Below are 15,851 nucleotides of genomic sequence, written 5' to 3'. Positions count from 1 at the left end.
CCCTCAGCGCGGTCCACCAGTCCTCGTACCGGTTACCCGCCTTATCCGCAGCCCCACCCGCCAGCCCCACCCAGCCCCACTCCCCCCAGGACATCCCATCGGTTCTCACCCTTTCGAGAACCGCGCCACGCGACCCTACTCCCACCCACCGACAAACACGCAGACCGTCACAAAACAGCCAACCCATGACCCTCTACGACTGCAGGCTCCCCCACAACAAACGTGCCTACCGAACAGCCCTCCCTGAGATAAAGGGTCTGCGGGCCCACGATGAAGAGGCCGTGGAATTGCTGGCGATTCCGCAGGAGCCGCAGAAGGATGTGGCGCAGCCGTCCGTGAATATCGGTGTCGCGCCAGAAGAAGGTGAGGAAGAATCACGGCTGCTGCTCCGTTTCGCCGCCCCCAGGGATCCGGTGATGGTCGCGGACTGGGTCTCCTTCAACGTGATCGACACCGAACGCCAGAACTGGGCCCGCGGCTGGGCGAAGCTGAAGACGTACGTCGAACGGGTCGGGAACGCCCGAGTGCCCTACGGACACCGCGAGGGCGCGACACCACTTGGACAATGGATCGCGGAACAACGACGCGCCTACGCAGCCGGCAGATGAACGGGCAACGCGCGAGGCGGCTCGAACAGCTCGGCATGGTCTGGTCCCTGGCGGATGAACGCTTCCAGGAGAACCTGGACGCCGCCAAGGCCTACTACGAGCAGCACTGGACGCTGTGCGCGCCCCGCTCCGTGACCATGCCTCACCGGCCACTCCATGGACATCGGGAAATGGCTCGCCCGACAGCGGACGCCGAACGTCTGGGAGACCCTGACGGACGGACAGCGCGAACGACTCGAGCGGCTCGGCATCACGCCGCTCGCCCCCGAGCAGGAGGCGCCCGCGAAGCCGTCCACGACGCCCCTGAGCGCCTTCGAGCGGGGCGTCGCGGCCCTGACGCAGTACAAGACCCGCGAGGGGCACGTGACCGTCCCACGGGGGCACATAGAGACGCTGCCGGACGGAACCGAAGTCAAGCTCGGAGTCTGGATCATGAACCAGAAAACCCGCCGCGCCAAACTCACCCCCGACAAGCTCGCGCAATTGGCCAACCTCGGACTCGACTGGGCGTAGCACGGCACCCTCGGCGCTAGCCGTTCTGCTCCCGTCAAGCAGTCAGGATCCGGACCGGACCGGAGGTCGAGAGCCAGGCAGACGTGCCGCCCGGACAGCCAACATTTCAGCATGCGGGAATGCTGATCCAGCCGGATGACTAGCTACGCGTCCGAACTGTGGCAGGGGGAGGTCTTCCACCTCTCCAGCCGAGGCCATCGCCGGGAACATCCAGGCCTGTGCGGCCCTCAGCCCCCTCTGCACGCACCTCCAGTACCTCAGGCGTGGGGTGACAAGCGCAGCCGCTGGATTCCTCCGTCTCAGCCCGGCACGAGACGTCGACTCCTTCCCCACGGCCTAATCACCATCGGATCAGCGGCGGCGGAACGGGTCGGTCACGTCGCCGCTCAGCACGCCGTGCACGAGCTGGGCGACCTCAGCGGCGCCGGCCTCCGTCACAGGGGCGTGGATCGTGTGGGACGTCGTGCGGGTGGAGTTGAGCATCAGCTCCCACGCGCTGTCCGTGTAGAGCACGACGGCCAGGCCGCCGTTCATCCCCAGGTGGGGCCGCCGGGCAGCGGTGCGACGCCGATGCCCATGCGGACCGGAGGGTCCACGACCTCCAGGCCCTCGGCGGTCAGCGCGGTGCGCGGCGCGGCCACTAGCTGGTGCAGCTCGGTCGCCGGGCGGCCGTGCTTCCGGGCGACCGCCTCGGCGGCGGCGAGGGCGAGCCATCCGCCGTCGTCGTCGGCGGCCTTACTGGAGGCTGACGCGAAGCGGGACGCCCGGCAGTCCCTGCGGGAGACGTGGGACGTGGTGAAGGAGAGCCGGTTCGCGGAGAGCTTTGGTGTGGCGGGGGCGCCGGTGCCCGACCACGTGGATAAGGCCGCCGAGCGGCTCGTGGAGATGCGCTCCGTCGCCGACCGGCGCGGCCACAACATGGATAAGCGGGACCGTGACGACGTCGGCCGCACCACCCGGAAGGCGGGCGAGTACCGGGGATACGCCGCCAGCCACCGTGCCCAAGCCGCCGACGCCCGCACCGAGAAGGCCCTGCGCGCCACGATCGCCGGGAAGTTCCCGCAGTTGTACGACCGGGAGGCCACGGGACGCCGCGCCTTCCAGCAGACGTAGCAGACCACACAGCGGAGCAGGAAGTAGAACGGGTTTTCTGGACTTTTTGGACCGCTCCTTCGCGCGCAAGCGCGCGATGCAGACAGCAGAACCAATCCGGATGGATCGCCGCCTGATTGCGCAACTTGCGCAGGTTCACATGCGCGTGTGCCTGTACAGGAGACTGGCTTCAGTCAGCTGCCGTGCGCTTCTTCGGCACACGCACCACACGCCGCGGCGCGGCCTTGATGCCGGCCGTCTCGTTGAGGCGATCTAGATCGAGGTAGTGGACATTGCGCACGTGGACGACCTCGAAGTCGGTGGGGTTGATGGGGCGTCGCTTCGTACGCACGAGTCCGACCTCCGCGAGCTCCCGGAGGCCCTTGCTGCGGGTGTCCTCGCTGAGCCCGAAGCGGCGTTCTGCGTCCTTGGGACTGAACCACAAGGCCTCGTCGCTCGAGGCTGGCCCGCGTTCACACAGCAACGCGAGGAACATCGCGACGCCAGCACCGGACAGCACGGTGAGGTACCCGCTAGTCCAAAAGGCCCGTGGGATCTGGACGTAGCGGTGGACGATCGCCCCGAAAACAGTCTTAGCCTCTTTGCGGGCTGCGGCCCCGGGGGCCACGTAGGCCTGACCGGTGCCGCTCTCATCCAGGACCAGGACCTGATTGGGGCGCCCCATCTGGGAGACGATCTCGATGAACTGGTTCTCCTCCAGCCATGCTTGTGCGTCACCAATCCGCCGGGCGCCGGCCGTCGCCGGATCGCGAAGGTCAAGCAAGGTCGCCCAGGCCCGGTTCGCAAAGGTAAGGCCCTGGGCCGTGTCTTCCCTCTGCATCCAGAGGTAGCTCAGGAACAGCTTCAGCCGCACCTGGCCGCCCCGGCCGCCCCGCAGCATGCGAGCCAGCGGAGGGGGCGGATCGTCGGGGTGACTGCGCTGGACGAAGCTGTAGCGCAGCTGGGCCTTGTTCCGTCCGTAGCGGGCGGCGTTCTCCGCCGCCTGCAGTGCTCCGTTCGACGGGGAGCGCTTCGTCTGGGTCGTTGGATTTTCCGCTTGCACCGGGGCACCCCTCGTAGAGTCAGTAGATATTAGTAATCGATAGTTACGTAGTTCCGGCTTCTAAGGTAGGGGTTATCCGGCACAAAGGTACCCTCCTCACTGGGTTAGACCGTGTCACATGGGGTGCAAGGGTGGGGGTCTGCCGGGTTGTCAGGCGATAAGACACTGGCGCTTCTCCGGCCGGTCCGTCTACCTTAGAACTAGAGCAGCTGATGTTGAGGGCGGGCCGGGTGGTGTACCTACTCCCGTTCTCCTGACTGCGGCTGACTCAGTGTCACCACGGTTCAACGTAGTCCGACGGTTCGTCGTCCCCGATATAGGTTTCGGCTGGCGGATGGCGGAGGGGAACAGACGAGGTTGTGCCTCCTCGTCCCCCTCCCCTGTGGTCTCACCGTGTGAGGGCCCGGAGCGATGCTCCGGGCCCTCACACGTATCCGGTGACGCCGAGGGCATCAGCAGCATTACGCCGTCCTCGCTGACCGGCGCTCTGCGGTGCTCTCGGCGGCCTCCAGCGCCCCCACGGGCCCCGTGGGCCGTCTGTTCGTCGTGCTCGCGCAGCATCCACATGACGGTCGCCGGGGAGGGGTGCTGGCCCTTTCGAGCTCCCTTGGTGATGACCAGCCGGGCCGCGATCTCGCGCAGGCTCAACTCCTGGTCCCGCAGGTGCAGCGCCATGCCGAGCATGTGGTCATCGGCGACGCGCTGTCGCTCCAATGCCTCACGCAGCAGAGTCTCGCTCTGGTGGAGTTGGCTGCTGTTCGACCAGGGCCTGGCGCTCGCCGGTCGCAGCGCGTGCAGCCGCCTGCATGCTGGTCACGAGGTTGTCGCGCTCTTGGCGCGCCTGATCGCGTTCCTCCTTGGCGCTCAGCAGCTCCTCGTTCAACTCGGCGATCTTGGCACTGAACAGCTGGTCGAGGAACTCCTCGGCGGGCCACCGGCCACCTGGTCGTTCTCGGTACGGCCATCACCGCAATCACGTACGACAACCAGGAACTGGCCGTCTCGCTCGGTGCAGGCTCCTGGGCGCCGTCGCCGTGGTCCTCGCGCCGCTCGCCCTGCTCGACAAGTAGCGCACGCTCCGGCCCGCACCGCGTCCCGATGCGCTGGCGCGGGCTCTGCGCAGGGTGTCGGTACAAGGTCACCGCACAGCGTCTTTGCACCGACAGGCCGCCCGGCCCGGCGCAGTACAAGACCCAGGGAGGGCACCCCGACAGTGCATAGGGGGCACGTAGAGGCGTCAAGCTCGGTTCCTGTCGATCACGAAGCCAAGGCGCGCCAAGCTCACCACCGACAAACTCCAGCAACTCGCCGACATCGGGCTGGCGTGGGCACGGGAGGGTAAGGAGGGGGGTAAGTTGGTGGATAAGTTTTGGTTGGGTCTCGAGTAAAGGGTGCGGGGCATGCCATCTGAGGAAGAGCTGTTCGCGTCCGTCGACGCTCTGTTGAATGAGGAGCCGCACCTGCCGCCTCCGGCGGAGCGGGCCCGGCTGCGTGAGGCTGCCGGCATCACCCAGGCCCGCCTCGCCACCGCGTTGAAGACAACGACCCAGTCAGTGAAGAACTGGGAGAACGGCCGAAGCGAGCCGAAGTCGCCGCGTCTTGATGCCTACCAGCGGCTGCTGAACGGGTGGGCGGCGAAGTATCCGGCCCTCGGTGCCGTCTCGGCTGCCGCGACGGTGCCGGCCGCGTCCAAGGTGGAGACGGCAGGCGCCCCGCAGCCTGTCGACGTTCCCGGTGCGGGACCGGCGCGCCCCGCCACCCGGCCGGCCGCGGCATCGCGGCGTCCGGCCCCTAAGAAGGCTGCGAGGCCGGCAGCCGATCCGCGGTTCCCGCACGGCCCGCTCGCGGTGCTGGACGGTGACGGCTCCGCGTACGGCACGGGCGGCATCGTGCTCGACTGCCCGGCGACAAGCGTGGTGGAGCTGGTGGAGTGGACGCTCAGGGAATCCGGGCTCGGTGCGGCGCGGCTGCACCACAACGGCAAGGACAGCGACCCGCTGATCGTGCTCACCGCCGCGGCCGCCGTCAAGCTCGGACTACCCGAGCGCCTGGAGGGCCATGAGCAGCGCCGCTCCCTGCGCCTTGCGGAGGATCACCCGGTGGTCAAGCAGGTGGTGAAGGCGAAATGGCGGCTCACCCAGCGCGGGTTCGGGCCGTGGGCAAGGATCTACCGCAAGGTCCAGGGGCGCGAGCGGCAGTGCGTGCAGCTCGCGGTCCTGTCGTGGGACGCCCTCGATGAGCGGTCCTGGCCCGGCGTGACGGAAATGGAGCCGGCCGACGTCGCCCGCGTCCTGGGGATGTACGCCCAGCGGGTCATCACGCCGCGCGGGTCGACGGCCGTGTCCGGGCTGGAGCTGATGACGGCGCTGCGGCCGCCCACCCGCGCGGTGCAGGACCCGCAGACGGGGAACTGGGTGCCCGGCCACAATCCCGGCTCGCTCGGGACGGAGCCGATGGACCCTGCGCCGCCGGAGGCCACCGCTGAACACCCCGTCGTCGTCGACAGCGGCTGGAGTGGCGGGTTCCTGAACGAGGAGGCGTACCAGTGGGTGCGCGACGTCAGCCTGCTGACGGATGAGGAGTGCACGCTGCCGTACGCGGTCGGCCTGGACCTCAACACCGCGTTCCTCGCAGCCGCGGCCCGCCTGGTCGTCGGCCTGTCCGCCCCGGACCACTTCCACGCCCCGACGTTCAACCCGAAGATCCCCGGCTCCTGGCTGGTCGACCTCTCCCACATCGAGGTGGACCCGCGTCTGCCCTCGCCGTTCACCCCGACCGGCGAGCGTCCGACGGGACCGGCCTGGTACCAGACGCACACCGTCGCCTACGCCCAGGAGCTCGGCCACAACGTCGCCCCGATCGAGGCGTACCTGCGCCGCGAGACCGGCGCCTACCTGGACCCGTGGCACGACCGCCTCAAGACGGCCTACGTCGACACCCTCGCCGACCTCGGCGTCACCAAGGACCTGGACGACCGCGCCTTCCTCACCGCGATGGAGCGGCACAAGGACGCCGACCCGGCGATGGCGGCCGTCCTCGCCGCCATCAAAGCCACCGTCAAGGGCGGTATCGGCAAGCTGCGCGAGCGCCCGCAGGGCAAGAAGTACAAGGAGGGCGAGCGGTGGCCGGCCCTTCAGCGGCCGACCTGGCGCCCCGACATCCGCGCCGCCGTCATCTCCAAGGCCCGCATCAACATGCACCGCAAGCTGCGCAACATGGCGGCGATGACAGACCTGTACCCGCTGGCCGTACTCTCCGACTGCGTCGTCTACCCCTCGCCAGGGGAGAGCCCGCTGGACTTCCTGCCGTACGCGGCATCCGGCAAGCCGCAGCCGGGCGGGTTCCGCCTCGGGCCCACGCCGGGCCTGGCGAAGCTGGAGGGCGTCCAGTCCATGCTGTGGGCGGTCGACCTGATGGAGCAGGGCTACAACCCCGCCCGGCATATCAAGGGCGGCGACGCCGTCCTCGACGAAGGCGAGTAAGGCCAGTGCCCGACACCGGCCCGACGCACAAGAGCTTCCCGCTGGCCGACACGGGCGGCCAGGACCCCACCGTCGAGAAGGGCTGAGCCGTGGCAGAGATCGAGGACGCCATCGAGCGGGCCGACCGGGAAGCGTTCACCCGCCAGCCGCCCAAGACCCTCAAAGGGCAGATCGGCTACCTGATCAAGCAGCTCAAGACGACCCGGGCTGTCGCTGAGGAGATCGGCGTCAGCCAGCGGTCGGTGGAGCGCTACCGCACAGGCGAACGCAAGCACCCGCCGAAAGCCATCACCGAACGGATCGACGCCGCCGTACGGCAGCGGTGGCAGCCCCAGGTCCGCAAACGCCGGCAGCAACAAGCCGCCACCACGGGCGGGATCACGGTGGAGACCCGGGCCCGGTTCGGGTACACCGCACCCGTCGGTACGACCGACGACGGACGCTTCCGACGGCTCACCGTCCACCTCCCCCCGCAATACGCCCAGCGCCTCTTCGACGCCCGCACCACAGGCGCCAGCGACCAGCAAATGCGCCAGATCATCGCCGAAGGACTCAAAGAGATCTACTTCCAGGACGGCGGAACCCGCGCCACGGGACTCTCCGACGTCGCCCTCAACGACATCGACTACCTCGACCTCGACTACTAACCTCACACCGGCATCCGGGCCATCGGCAGCCCGACTGAGCCAACGCACGATGGGTGTCACCAAGGCCCGCCGAAGGCATCTGTGCCCCTTACCCAGCCGCCGACCTGGCAGGCAGACTGCGTTAATGCAGCTCCCCGCCGAAGCCGTTACCGCCACGGTGCTGATCGAGGTCGTACGGATCTCCGCCCTCCCCACCAGGCGGGACGTCCCGTACCCCGGCACCCGGTTGCCCACTGGGCCGGGAGCGAGGCCGCCACCGCCCTGGCCTTGATCGAGAGCCTGCCCGGCAGTGAACAGCACCGCTGCGGCTTCTCGCCGGGCTGGAGTGTCCGGGCCTACGAGGACTCTCTCGATCTGGCGCTGTTCGAGGCGGCGTTCTGCTTCACCTGCCACGAGGTCCGCATGCAGGGACCGGCGGTGCCGCCCGCTCTGGCCACGCAGTTCTTCGACCCGGACGCCCTGCCTGCCCGGACCCTGCTGTCTCGCTTCCGAAAGGCAGCTCCGTAGCCGACCGACTGGATGAACGCCACGACAGAAACCCACCGACCAGCTAAAGTACCTCGGCGAGCGGATCCCGGCCACCTTCGTCTACTCCGGCATCGACGTCGAATCCTCGCCACTGCTGACCGGCGTGCGCGGCTCCCAGCTCGCCGGCCGCTTCAAATCGTGCGCAACCAGCCCCTGCGCCACGGCAGCCCGGCCGACAAAAAGATCTGGCACGACCTCGTGCCCGGCATGGACAGCGCCCTGCGACTGCGCCGGCCCGGCACCCTACTCACGCACGCCGCATACCTCCACGCCCGCACCGGCGGCCGCATGGAGCCTCTCCCACCTCATCCGCGAAGCCGCCCTCGTGTCCCTGCTGGACTGCACCGAGAAAATCACCAAGAAGCTCCTCGAACAGATCGAACTCGACACCGCCGCCGAACAACGCGCCCGGGCACCGCACCGCCGCCGGATGCCCTCACAACGCCAGCCCTGACTGTCGGCGTCTGCATCAACCGTCCGTCCCGCTCCCCCGGCCGACCACTGGCCGGATGCCAGCACATCCGAACACTCCAGGAACGACCTCTGCCCCCTCATGCACAACTCTCCTCCACCACAGACACAGCCGCCGCGTACGGCGGCGGCACGTCCGGGGCCGGTGCGGCTCGCGCCGCTGCAGGGCGAGACGAACCTGTCGTACCTGGACCGGCTGCCCGACCGCTGCCGCTCGGCGTCAGAGACCTCATACCGGCACTCCTCCAGGTCAGCGGGGGCCTGTTCAAGGGCTACCGGACGGACGGCGAGGTGTACCTCAACGCCGAAGCCCGCGCCCGCGTCTCCGCGTTCTGCCGCGTACCCGAAGACGTCCTGGGACGGGCCTTGCCCGCCTGGGCCACCCAGGAGCCCCTCGCGCCCGGACGGGGCAGGCGCGGCCGGGCGGTTCCGCTTCGGAATCGTGGTGCCGTCCGCGGGGGAAGACTGCCGGCTGTGCACAGCCTCACGCACCGGACGGGCCAAGCCCGCCCGGCTGTACCTGCAGCCGCACACCCGCATCTGCCCGCGCCACCGGCGCTGGATGCTCGGCACCCACTGGATCGACGGCGCACCGGCCGACACCGAGCAGATCGACCTGACAGGGCTGCCGGAGATGGTCGCGGCGCACCGGCGGCATCTGGATCTGCTGCGCCATCGGCCGGACGCCGCCCGCGCGTTCGAGGTCGCGCACGCCGTGGTCGTCTCCTGGTGGGCGCAGCAGTGGCCGGAGAAGGAGCAGTGGCCGCGCCAGGCACTGCGGCTCGCGCCGCCGGGCGCCGATCCCGGCTGGTGGCGGCTGCTGGCCAGGGACGCGGTCACCTACCCGGAGACCGTCGCCCTCACCTCGGTCCCCACCGACGAACGCACCAGGCAGCGGCTGCTCGCCGACACCGGCGGACATCTGCCCCACACGCTTGCCCACGCCCCTGCCCTGGTCGCCCAGTTGGCGCGGGCCACGAACCGGCCCTGGCTTGCCGAGCGGACCGCCTCGACCTCGGCCGCCCCTTTGCTGGTGTGGGTGCAGCACCGCATACGGGCCGACGCAGACCCAGCCGTCGACGACCGGCTGTGGACACTGCACATGGCGCACCGGCCCCGGCCCATCGCCCGCGAACTCACCGCCTACCGCGACGCCGCACAGCAGCCGGAGAAGGCCGCGGACGGTAGACAACTGCACCTGGGGCTCCGGCACAGGTCGGATCAGGCGTTCACGACGGGGCTGGCACACGCCCGTGCCTACGCCGCCGTCCACGGCCACCTCGCCGCACCGATCCACAGCCGGTTCAACTGCTTTGCCCTGGGCCGGTGGCTGTCGAACCACCGGAAATATCCCGCGATGCCACCCGAACACGTCGCGGAACTCAAGGCACTGGATCCGTGGTGGCGGCCGCCGTGGACGGTGATGTAGCAGCGCTTCTACTACCAGGCCCGCGACCACACCCGCGCCCGCGGGCCCCTGCGGCCCGAACACGGCTTCCCCACCACCGGCTTCGGTCTGGGCGAATGGCTGTACAACCAGTGCACCGGCTACGACAGCCTGCACCCCGGCCAGCAGCGTCTCCTGGCCGACATCGGCCTCACCCGCGAGAGCGCCCGGGCGGCCCGGCCCCGCCGCAAGCACATGGCCACCCACTTCCAGCACGTCCTCGCCTGCGCCCGCTCCTACGCCGACACCCACGGCACGCTGGTGAACGCGACCACCGACACCGTCGAGGACGGGCTGAAGCTGGGGCAGTGGCTGTCCAACCAGCGAAGCAAGGACCGCGCCCACCAGATACGTCACGGCACCCCCTCGCCCCCCGCGCCGGCCCTGTCAGCGATCGACCCCTGGTGGAGCCCGCCCTGGACGCTGGAATGGCAGCGCTCCTGGCACCAGGCACGCACCCACGTCCAAGACGGCCACGTCCTGGATCCCGCCGCCGGATTCCCCGGCACCAGCAGCGCGCTCGCCACGTGGCTGACCACCCAGTGCGCCCAGTACGACACGCTCCTGCCCGATCAACACGGCCTGCTCGCCCGCATCGGAATCACTGCGGACCAGGCCCGAAGTGCCGCCGCCCGGCCCGCCGAAAGCGAGGCCGACTTCGCCACCGCCCTGGGCTACGCACGCTCCTACCACGCCGTCCACGGCACCCTCGCCGCCGCAGTCGACACCGTCCACGACGGCTTCCAGCCCGGGCGGTGGCTGCGCCGGCAACGCCAGCACGCCCGCGACCACGCCCACCGCGGCACACCTCCATCCGCCCCGACGAAGGCCCTGTCGCGGTCGATCCCTGATGGTGCCCGCCCTGGAGCCTGGCGTGGCAGCGTGCCTGGCAGCACATCCACGACCAGATCAAGGCCGGCCACCGGCTCGACGCCGACCACCACTTCCGCGCTTCGCCCCGCCCAACGCACCTGGCCACGCGCACAACGCAACCACTACGACGACCTCCACCCCGACCAGCAGCGCCTCCTGGCCGACATCGGCCTCACCCGCGACAGCACCCGCACCCGGCCCCTCACCCCCTACGCCGAGACCGCCCGCGCCTACGCCGACACCCACCACACCCTGGCCATGGCCTACTCCACCGTCCACGACGGCTTCCCCCTCGGCCGCTGGCTCAACGACCAACGCCAACAGGCCCGACGCGAGACCACCCCCAGCGCCCGCCACCAGGCACTGACCGCGATCGACCCGTGGTGGACCCGCCCTGGGATTTGGCCTGGCAGCGCGCCCGCACCACACAAACCCGCCCCCACGGTGTCCCGGCCGACGTACGCACCTGGATCAGAGCACAACACGCCGCCTGGCCCCACCTACGCCCCCAACAGCAACAACTCTTGACCGACCTGGACATCACCCCCGAAGCCGCCGCCCGCCGCCGGACCAGCCGCGTCTACCCCCTAAGCCCAGGTCTCGCCCACGCCCGCGCCTACGCCGCCCTGAACGGTCACCTCTCCTGCAGCAAAGACACCCGCCACGACGGTTTCGCCCTGGGCGACTGGCTCGTACAAAAACGCCGCGCAGCCCGCCAAGGCCGCCTCTCCCCCACCACCACCCAAGTCCTTGAGGCCCTCGACCCCTGGTGGAACCCACCCTGGCCCAGCATCTGGCAACGCACCTACCAACAAGCCAAGTTGCACCACCACACCAGCCAGGACCCCTCCCCCGCCCTCCAACGGTGGGCCGAGCGCAACTCACCCGCTGGACCACCCTTCACACCACCCAGCAGGAGCTTCTCTCCGCGGTGGGCATCCTTCCCGCATGAACTGACGCGGCCACTGCTGCCCGGCCCGGGCATGTCCAACTGCCCTGTTCTGCCCGGCCGGAAGGAGGAAAATCAAAGAAGTTCTGGCATCGAGGTCACGCAACGGTCCCCTCGCAGGCACTCACCCTCAGAAGCCAAAACCACGTTCACCGATTCGGGAGAGCCCCAGCGATGCCGGAGTTTGAGATTGCAGCCCTCGCCGCCGGGGCCGGATACCTCACAAGCGTGCTGCGGATGTGGATCCGGGTGCACGGCCGTACCAGCATGGCCCACATCCGCAGCAGACATCGCAGCGAGATAATCCGGGAACTGCCCAGTGGCAGCCGGGTCATGGACGAACACGACAAGATCACCATTGAAGTCGGCGGACCGCGGGCGGCTGAGAAGCAAGGGGGCGGCAGTGTCATCGTGGGTGACTGAGTGGTCGGCGCAGGCAGCTTGCCGTACCACTGATCCGGACGAGTTGTTCGTGCAGTCAACGGCACAGGACCGGTCCAAGGCGGTTTGCACCGGCTGCCCCGTGAGAACTGAGTGTCTCGCCGACGCACTCGACAACCGGGTCGAATTCGGCGTGTGGGGCGGCATGACCGAACGAGAACGGCGTGCCCTGCTTCGCAGACGGCCCGCCGTCGCGTCCTGGCGCGCGCTACTGCAGAGCGCACGTACCGAGTACGAGCGGGACAGCACCGGGCTTCTGGTCGAAGAACGGCCCAGGCAGCCCAAGGAGCAGCAGGGCCTGTCAACGGAACACGAACAGCAGTACGGAGCTCTCTTCCGGTTCCGCTTCGTACCGACCGTCGCGTTCCTAATCGCCGCCGGTGCGGGCCGGCACGACGCTGAGGACGCCGTGCAGAGCGCCTTCGTGCAACTGGCCCGGGCATGGGAGTCAGTGACACACCCCGAGGCCTGGCTGCGGACCACCGCCTGGCGCATGTGGCTCAAGGCCAAGTCCAGGGAGAATACCTGGACCTCGGATCCGGCCGACCTGCCCGAAGCGGGCGTGCTGGACCCATGCGGCGATATCGCCGAACAGGTCGACCTCGTGCAGCTGTTGCGGCGACTCCCCGTCCTGCAGCGCACGGTGATGGCCTTCGAAATCGACGGAGCCACGCCCGCACAGACCGCCGAGGCACTGGGAGTCCCCGGTGCCAACGTCCGCCAGAACCTGCGCCGGGCACGTCACAACCTTGAGCGCATGCTCCAGGAACAAGAGGACCAAGGAGGCACACTGTGAGCAGCTCCCCCAGGCGCAGTGCCGCCCAGCCGGTAGATGACGTGCTGGCCTCCGCCATGCAGCGCCTGGCCAACGCGTTGGACGCGACCACGGATGTCGACAGCAGGCTGACAGCCGCCTTGTATGCCGCCACTCTCCCACCCGCGCCTCCCGTCACAACCTCAATCGACGCCTTCCTCGACCGTGGCCGGCAGGAACTGCAGGCAACACTCGATGCCACCACGGACGTCGAAAGCCACCTCATCCTGGCCCTGCACGCAATCGATCTTGATCCGCAGACCGGCAGCACCAGCGACGAGTAAGCACACAAGCACAACCGACAGGCCCTCGACGACCTGGTGCGCTGGGGCACGATCGACACGTCGCTCGCGCACTTCCTGCGGGCCGCAGTCAAAGGCCGCAAGAACGTCGTCGTGGTCGGCTCCCAGGGCGTGGGAAAGACGTCCCTGCTGCGGGCCATGGCCCGGGAGATCCCGCGCACCGAACGCGTGGGCACCCTGGAATCGGAGTACGAACTCCACCTCCACGAGGACCCCGAGGGCCCAGAGGTCGTCGCCTACGAGGGACGCGAGTCCAACGGCAAGCGCGGTCCGGACGGACGCCTTCAGGGCGAACTGACCCTGTCCGACCTCTTCCCGCAGCTGCTGCGCATGTCGCTGCGGCGCGTCATCGTCGGCGAGGTCCGCTCCAGGGAAGTCGTGCCGATGCTGCACGCGATGAACGAGGGCGAGGGCGGGTCGATGGCCACCCTCCACGCCCGCAGCCCCCAGCTGTCGATCGAGCGTCTGGCCACCCTGTGTCTGGAGGCCGGCATCGGCATGACCGAGGCCTTGGCCTACCGGCTCATCGCCCAGGCCGTCGACTTCGTCGTCTACGTGCGTCTGGTCGACGAGAGCGAACTTGTCAGCCCGGACGGCACGCCCGGCCGCAAGCACCGCTTCGTGTCGCACGTCATGGAGATCACCGGCATCGGCGAGGGCGGCCGCCCCTCCTACCAGATGGTCTACGCCCCGCGCGAGCAGGACGGACACCGCGAACCGCGGGCCGTTCCGCATGGGAACATCTCCCAGACCTGCCTGGAGTACCTCGTGCGGGCCGGGCTGGACCGCACCGTCCTGCAGCGGCCCTGGGGCAGCTGGGGCGCGCGGCTGGAGACGGTGATGCCGCTGTGATGCTCACCCTCAACTCCCTGATCGCTGCGCTCGGCGGACTTCTCTCCGCCAGCGGCCTCGCCCTGGCCGCGGCGGGAAGCGTCGGCTGGGCGCCCTCGGCCGCCGTGCGCCGCCACAGCCGCCTGGAGCGCAAGGTCCGCGCCCTGTTCGTCAAGGACGTCCGTACGCCCGCCTCCTGGTGGGCACGCGGCCAAGCCCGCGTCGTCGGCGCCGCTGTGGTGGGCCTGGGTGTGTGGCTGTTCACCGGCTGGCTGACCGGCGGGCTGATCGCCCTCGCCGTCGTCCTCGGTCTGCCCTGGCTGCTGAACACCTCCGGCAGCGGCAGGACACAGATCGACAAGCTCGAAGCAATCGAGGAGTGGGTGCGGCGCATGTCCGACATCCACACGGTCGGCGTGAGCCTGGAGGCCACCATCCAGCGCAGTCTGGAGACCGTCCCGAAGGTGATCCAGGAGGATGTCCGGCTGCTCGTCTCGCGCCAGCAGTCCGGCTGGGTGCCCCAGGACGCGTACCGGGCCTTCGCCGACGACCTCAACGACGCCATGGTCGACGAGGTCGCCGCCCTTCTGATCCTGCACGTCGAGGACCGCGGCAGCGGCCTGAGCAAGGCCCTGCGCGAGCTCGCTGACGCCCTCCAGCACGAGGTCCTCGCGCGCCGCGAGGTCGAAGCCGACCGGCAAAAGCCCCGCACGAACGACCGCTGGGTGACCATCTTCTGCCTGGCGATCTTTGGCATCACCGCGTTCTCCGGCACCTACGTCGAGCCCTACAACACCTTCACCGGGCAGGTCGTCCTCGTCTTCGTCGCCGTCGCGTTCGTCATGGTCAAGGTCTGGATGCGCCGCATGGCGATCATGGAGCCCGCGCCCCGGTTCCTTTCGCCGGCCGACCGCTCCGGCGGCCAGACCACCGAGGAAACTTCGTGATCTTCTCCCCTTACGCCGTCATCGGCGGCGCCCTCGCCGGCCTCGGCCTGGTGATCGCCGCCCGCGGCATCCTCCCCGGCCGGCCCGATCTCGGCGACGTCCTGTCCCGGATGGACGCCACCCGGCTGGAGAACCTGGACCGCAACAGGGACAGCACGCCCCGCACCCTGATGGAGAAGGCTGGCACGCTCCTGCTGCGCACCGCCGGGGAAGGGACCCTGCGCCTGCCCCGGCAGCAGCTGGAACTCGTCGGCCGCTCCCCCGCCGCCCACCTGGGCCGCAAACTCGCGCTCGCCCTGTACGGGCTGCTGCTGCCCGTCCTAGCGGTGAGCGTCGCGAGCCTGGCCGGATTCCCGCTGCCGTTCGCGATGCCCGCGATCGCCGGTCTCGGCCTCGCGCTCGTCTTCTGGCTCCTGCCCGATCTACAGCTCAAGCAGGAGGCGGTGGAGGCGAAGGAGGACTTCCGGTACGCGGTCAAGGCCTACCTGCGGCTGGTCCAGCTGGAGCGTGCCGCGGACGCGGCCCCGACCCAGGCGCTGAAGAAGGCCGCCGAAGTCGGCGAGGGCTGGGTCTTCGCGAAGATCCGGGACACCATCACCCGCGCCGAACTCGAGGGCATCAGCCCGTGGGAAGGCCTCAAGCGGCTGTCCATCGAGCTCGATGTCCCTGAGCTCGGTGCCCAGGCCAGGTCACTCTCCGGCGCTCTTGTCACTTCTGCGAAAGCCCAGGCGAACATGGCGAGCGAAAAGATGGTGATGCCCGTCGCGATGCTCGTCCTGATCATGACCGTCTACATCGGCTACCCCGCGCTCTCGCGAATAGTGGCCGGCTAACCCCAACGGG

General features: G+C 69.2%; 17 protein-coding genes and 3 pseudogenes. 17 read left to right on the top strand and 3 right to left on the bottom strand.

Annotated features, from left to right (window positions below; all coding sequences use genetic code 11):
• The first annotated feature begins 185 nt into the window (after nucleotides 1-185).
• Complete coding sequence (locus ACFRFC_RS02035) at nucleotides 186-608, top strand: helicase associated domain-containing protein (protein ID WP_382680131.1); 423 nt, start codon at nucleotides 186-188, stop codon at nucleotides 606-608.
• A 156-nt stretch (nucleotides 609-764) separates the two neighbouring features.
• A complete protein-coding gene (locus ACFRFC_RS02030; protein WP_382680129.1) occupies nucleotides 765-1,121 on the top strand; it encodes a helicase associated domain-containing protein in 357 nt (118 codons plus the stop codon).
• 351 nt (nucleotides 1,122-1,472) lie between these two features.
• Here the strand turns inward: ACFRFC_RS02030 and ACFRFC_RS02025 are convergent, their stop codons facing one another.
• Nucleotides 1,473-1,655 (bottom strand): hypothetical protein, encoded by a 183-nt coding sequence (locus ACFRFC_RS02025; protein ID WP_382680127.1) that lies wholly within the window; start codon nucleotides 1,653-1,655, stop codon nucleotides 1,473-1,475.
• A gap of 42 nt (nucleotides 1,656-1,697) precedes the next feature.
• On the opposite strand from ACFRFC_RS02025, the gene ACFRFC_RS02020 reads away from it, so the two are divergent.
• The gene (locus tag ACFRFC_RS02020) at nucleotides 1,698-2,234 is read left to right on the top strand and encodes a hypothetical protein (protein WP_382680125.1); all 537 of its coding nucleotides are present in this window, start codon (nucleotides 1,698-1,700) and stop codon (nucleotides 2,232-2,234) included.
• A 169-nt stretch (nucleotides 2,235-2,403) separates the two neighbouring features.
• On the opposite strand, the gene ACFRFC_RS02015 is transcribed toward ACFRFC_RS02020, so the two are convergent.
• Nucleotides 2,404-3,276 (bottom strand): hypothetical protein, encoded by an 873-nt coding sequence (locus tag ACFRFC_RS02015; RefSeq protein WP_382680123.1) that lies wholly within the window; start codon nucleotides 3,274-3,276, stop codon nucleotides 2,404-2,406.
• A gap of 718 nt (nucleotides 3,277-3,994) precedes the next feature.
• Nucleotides 3,995-4,159 (bottom strand): hypothetical protein, encoded by a 165-nt coding sequence (locus tag ACFRFC_RS02010; RefSeq protein ID WP_382680121.1) that lies wholly within the window; start codon nucleotides 4,157-4,159, stop codon nucleotides 3,995-3,997.
• Between the two features lie 517 nt (nucleotides 4,160-4,676).
• Here ACFRFC_RS02010 and tap point away from each other — a divergent pair.
• From tap to ACFRFC_RS01940, 14 genes and pseudogenes are all read left to right on the top strand, one after another.
• Nucleotides 4,677-6,758: a telomere-associated protein Tap gene (tap, locus tag ACFRFC_RS02005; RefSeq protein ID WP_382680119.1), complete on the top strand. Its 2,082-nt coding sequence runs from the start codon at nucleotides 4,677-4,679 to the stop codon at nucleotides 6,756-6,758.
• 89 nt (nucleotides 6,759-6,847) lie between these two features.
• Nucleotides 6,848-7,405 (top strand): telomere-protecting terminal protein Tpg, encoded by a 558-nt coding sequence (gene tpg / locus ACFRFC_RS02000; protein ID WP_382680118.1) that lies wholly within the window; start codon nucleotides 6,848-6,850, stop codon nucleotides 7,403-7,405.
• Nucleotides 7,406-7,672: 267 nt separating this feature from the next.
• Nucleotides 7,673-7,912: a hypothetical protein gene (locus ACFRFC_RS01995; RefSeq protein WP_382680116.1), complete on the top strand. Its 240-nt coding sequence runs from the start codon at nucleotides 7,673-7,675 to the stop codon at nucleotides 7,910-7,912.
• Nucleotides 7,913-8,258: 346 nt separating this feature from the next.
• The gene (locus ACFRFC_RS01990; protein WP_382680114.1) at nucleotides 8,259-8,387 is read left to right on the top strand and encodes a hypothetical protein; all 129 of its coding nucleotides are present in this window, start codon (nucleotides 8,259-8,261) and stop codon (nucleotides 8,385-8,387) included.
• A 579-nt stretch (nucleotides 8,388-8,966) separates the two neighbouring features.
• The gene (locus tag ACFRFC_RS01985; protein ID WP_382680112.1) at nucleotides 8,967-9,833 is read left to right on the top strand and encodes a helicase associated domain-containing protein; all 867 of its coding nucleotides are present in this window, start codon (nucleotides 8,967-8,969) and stop codon (nucleotides 9,831-9,833) included.
• Between the two features lie 213 nt (nucleotides 9,834-10,046).
• A complete protein-coding gene (locus ACFRFC_RS01980) occupies nucleotides 10,047-11,252 on the top strand; it encodes a helicase associated domain-containing protein (RefSeq protein WP_382680110.1) in 1,206 nt (401 codons plus the stop codon).
• A pseudogene (locus ACFRFC_RS01975) lies at nucleotides 11,249-11,428 on the top strand (helicase associated domain-containing protein); the annotation flags it as partial. The gene ACFRFC_RS01980 and the pseudogene ACFRFC_RS01975, both read left to right, overlap by 4 nt.
• Nucleotides 11,429-11,847: 419 nt before the next feature.
• Nucleotides 11,848-12,096 carry a hypothetical protein gene (locus ACFRFC_RS01970; RefSeq protein ID WP_382680177.1) on the top strand — a complete coding sequence of 83 codons (249 nt, stop codon included), beginning with the start codon at nucleotides 11,848-11,850 and terminating at the stop codon, nucleotides 12,094-12,096.
• Nucleotides 12,077-12,355: pseudogene (locus ACFRFC_RS01965) on the top strand (WhiB family transcriptional regulator); the annotation flags it as partial. The gene ACFRFC_RS01970 and the pseudogene ACFRFC_RS01965, both read left to right, overlap by 20 nt.
• A gap of 15 nt (nucleotides 12,356-12,370) precedes the next feature.
• Nucleotides 12,371-12,910, top strand: a complete 540-nt coding sequence (locus ACFRFC_RS01960; RefSeq protein ID WP_382680174.1) for an RNA polymerase sigma factor — start codon at nucleotides 12,371-12,373, stop codon at nucleotides 12,908-12,910.
• On the top strand, nucleotides 12,907-13,212 hold the full coding sequence (locus tag ACFRFC_RS01955) for a hypothetical protein (protein ID WP_382680108.1): 306 nt from the start codon (nucleotides 12,907-12,909) through the stop codon (nucleotides 13,210-13,212). The genes ACFRFC_RS01960 and ACFRFC_RS01955 overlap by 4 nt, the downstream gene beginning before the upstream one ends.
• 27 nt (nucleotides 13,213-13,239) lie before the next feature.
• Nucleotides 13,240-14,082: pseudogene (locus tag ACFRFC_RS01950) on the top strand (ATPase, T2SS/T4P/T4SS family); the annotation flags it as partial.
• On the top strand, nucleotides 14,082-15,008 hold the full coding sequence (locus tag ACFRFC_RS01945) for a type II secretion system F family protein (protein WP_382680106.1): 927 nt from the start codon (nucleotides 14,082-14,084) through the stop codon (nucleotides 15,006-15,008). The pseudogene ACFRFC_RS01950 and the gene ACFRFC_RS01945, both read left to right, overlap by 1 nt.
• On the top strand, nucleotides 15,005-15,841 hold the full coding sequence (locus tag ACFRFC_RS01940; protein ID WP_382680104.1) for a hypothetical protein: 837 nt from the start codon (nucleotides 15,005-15,007) through the stop codon (nucleotides 15,839-15,841). Before ACFRFC_RS01945 ends, ACFRFC_RS01940 begins: the two co-directional genes overlap by 4 nt.
• The last annotated feature ends 10 nt before the right edge of the window (nucleotides 15,842-15,851 follow it).

The organism is Streptomyces sp. NPDC056734 (genome assembly GCF_042790455.1).
Classification (GTDB): domain Bacteria; phylum Actinomycetota; class Actinomycetes; order Streptomycetales; family Streptomycetaceae; genus Streptomyces.
The sequence above is the reverse complement of the archived record's forward strand: the minus strand, read 5'-3'. Positions and strand labels throughout refer to the sequence as shown.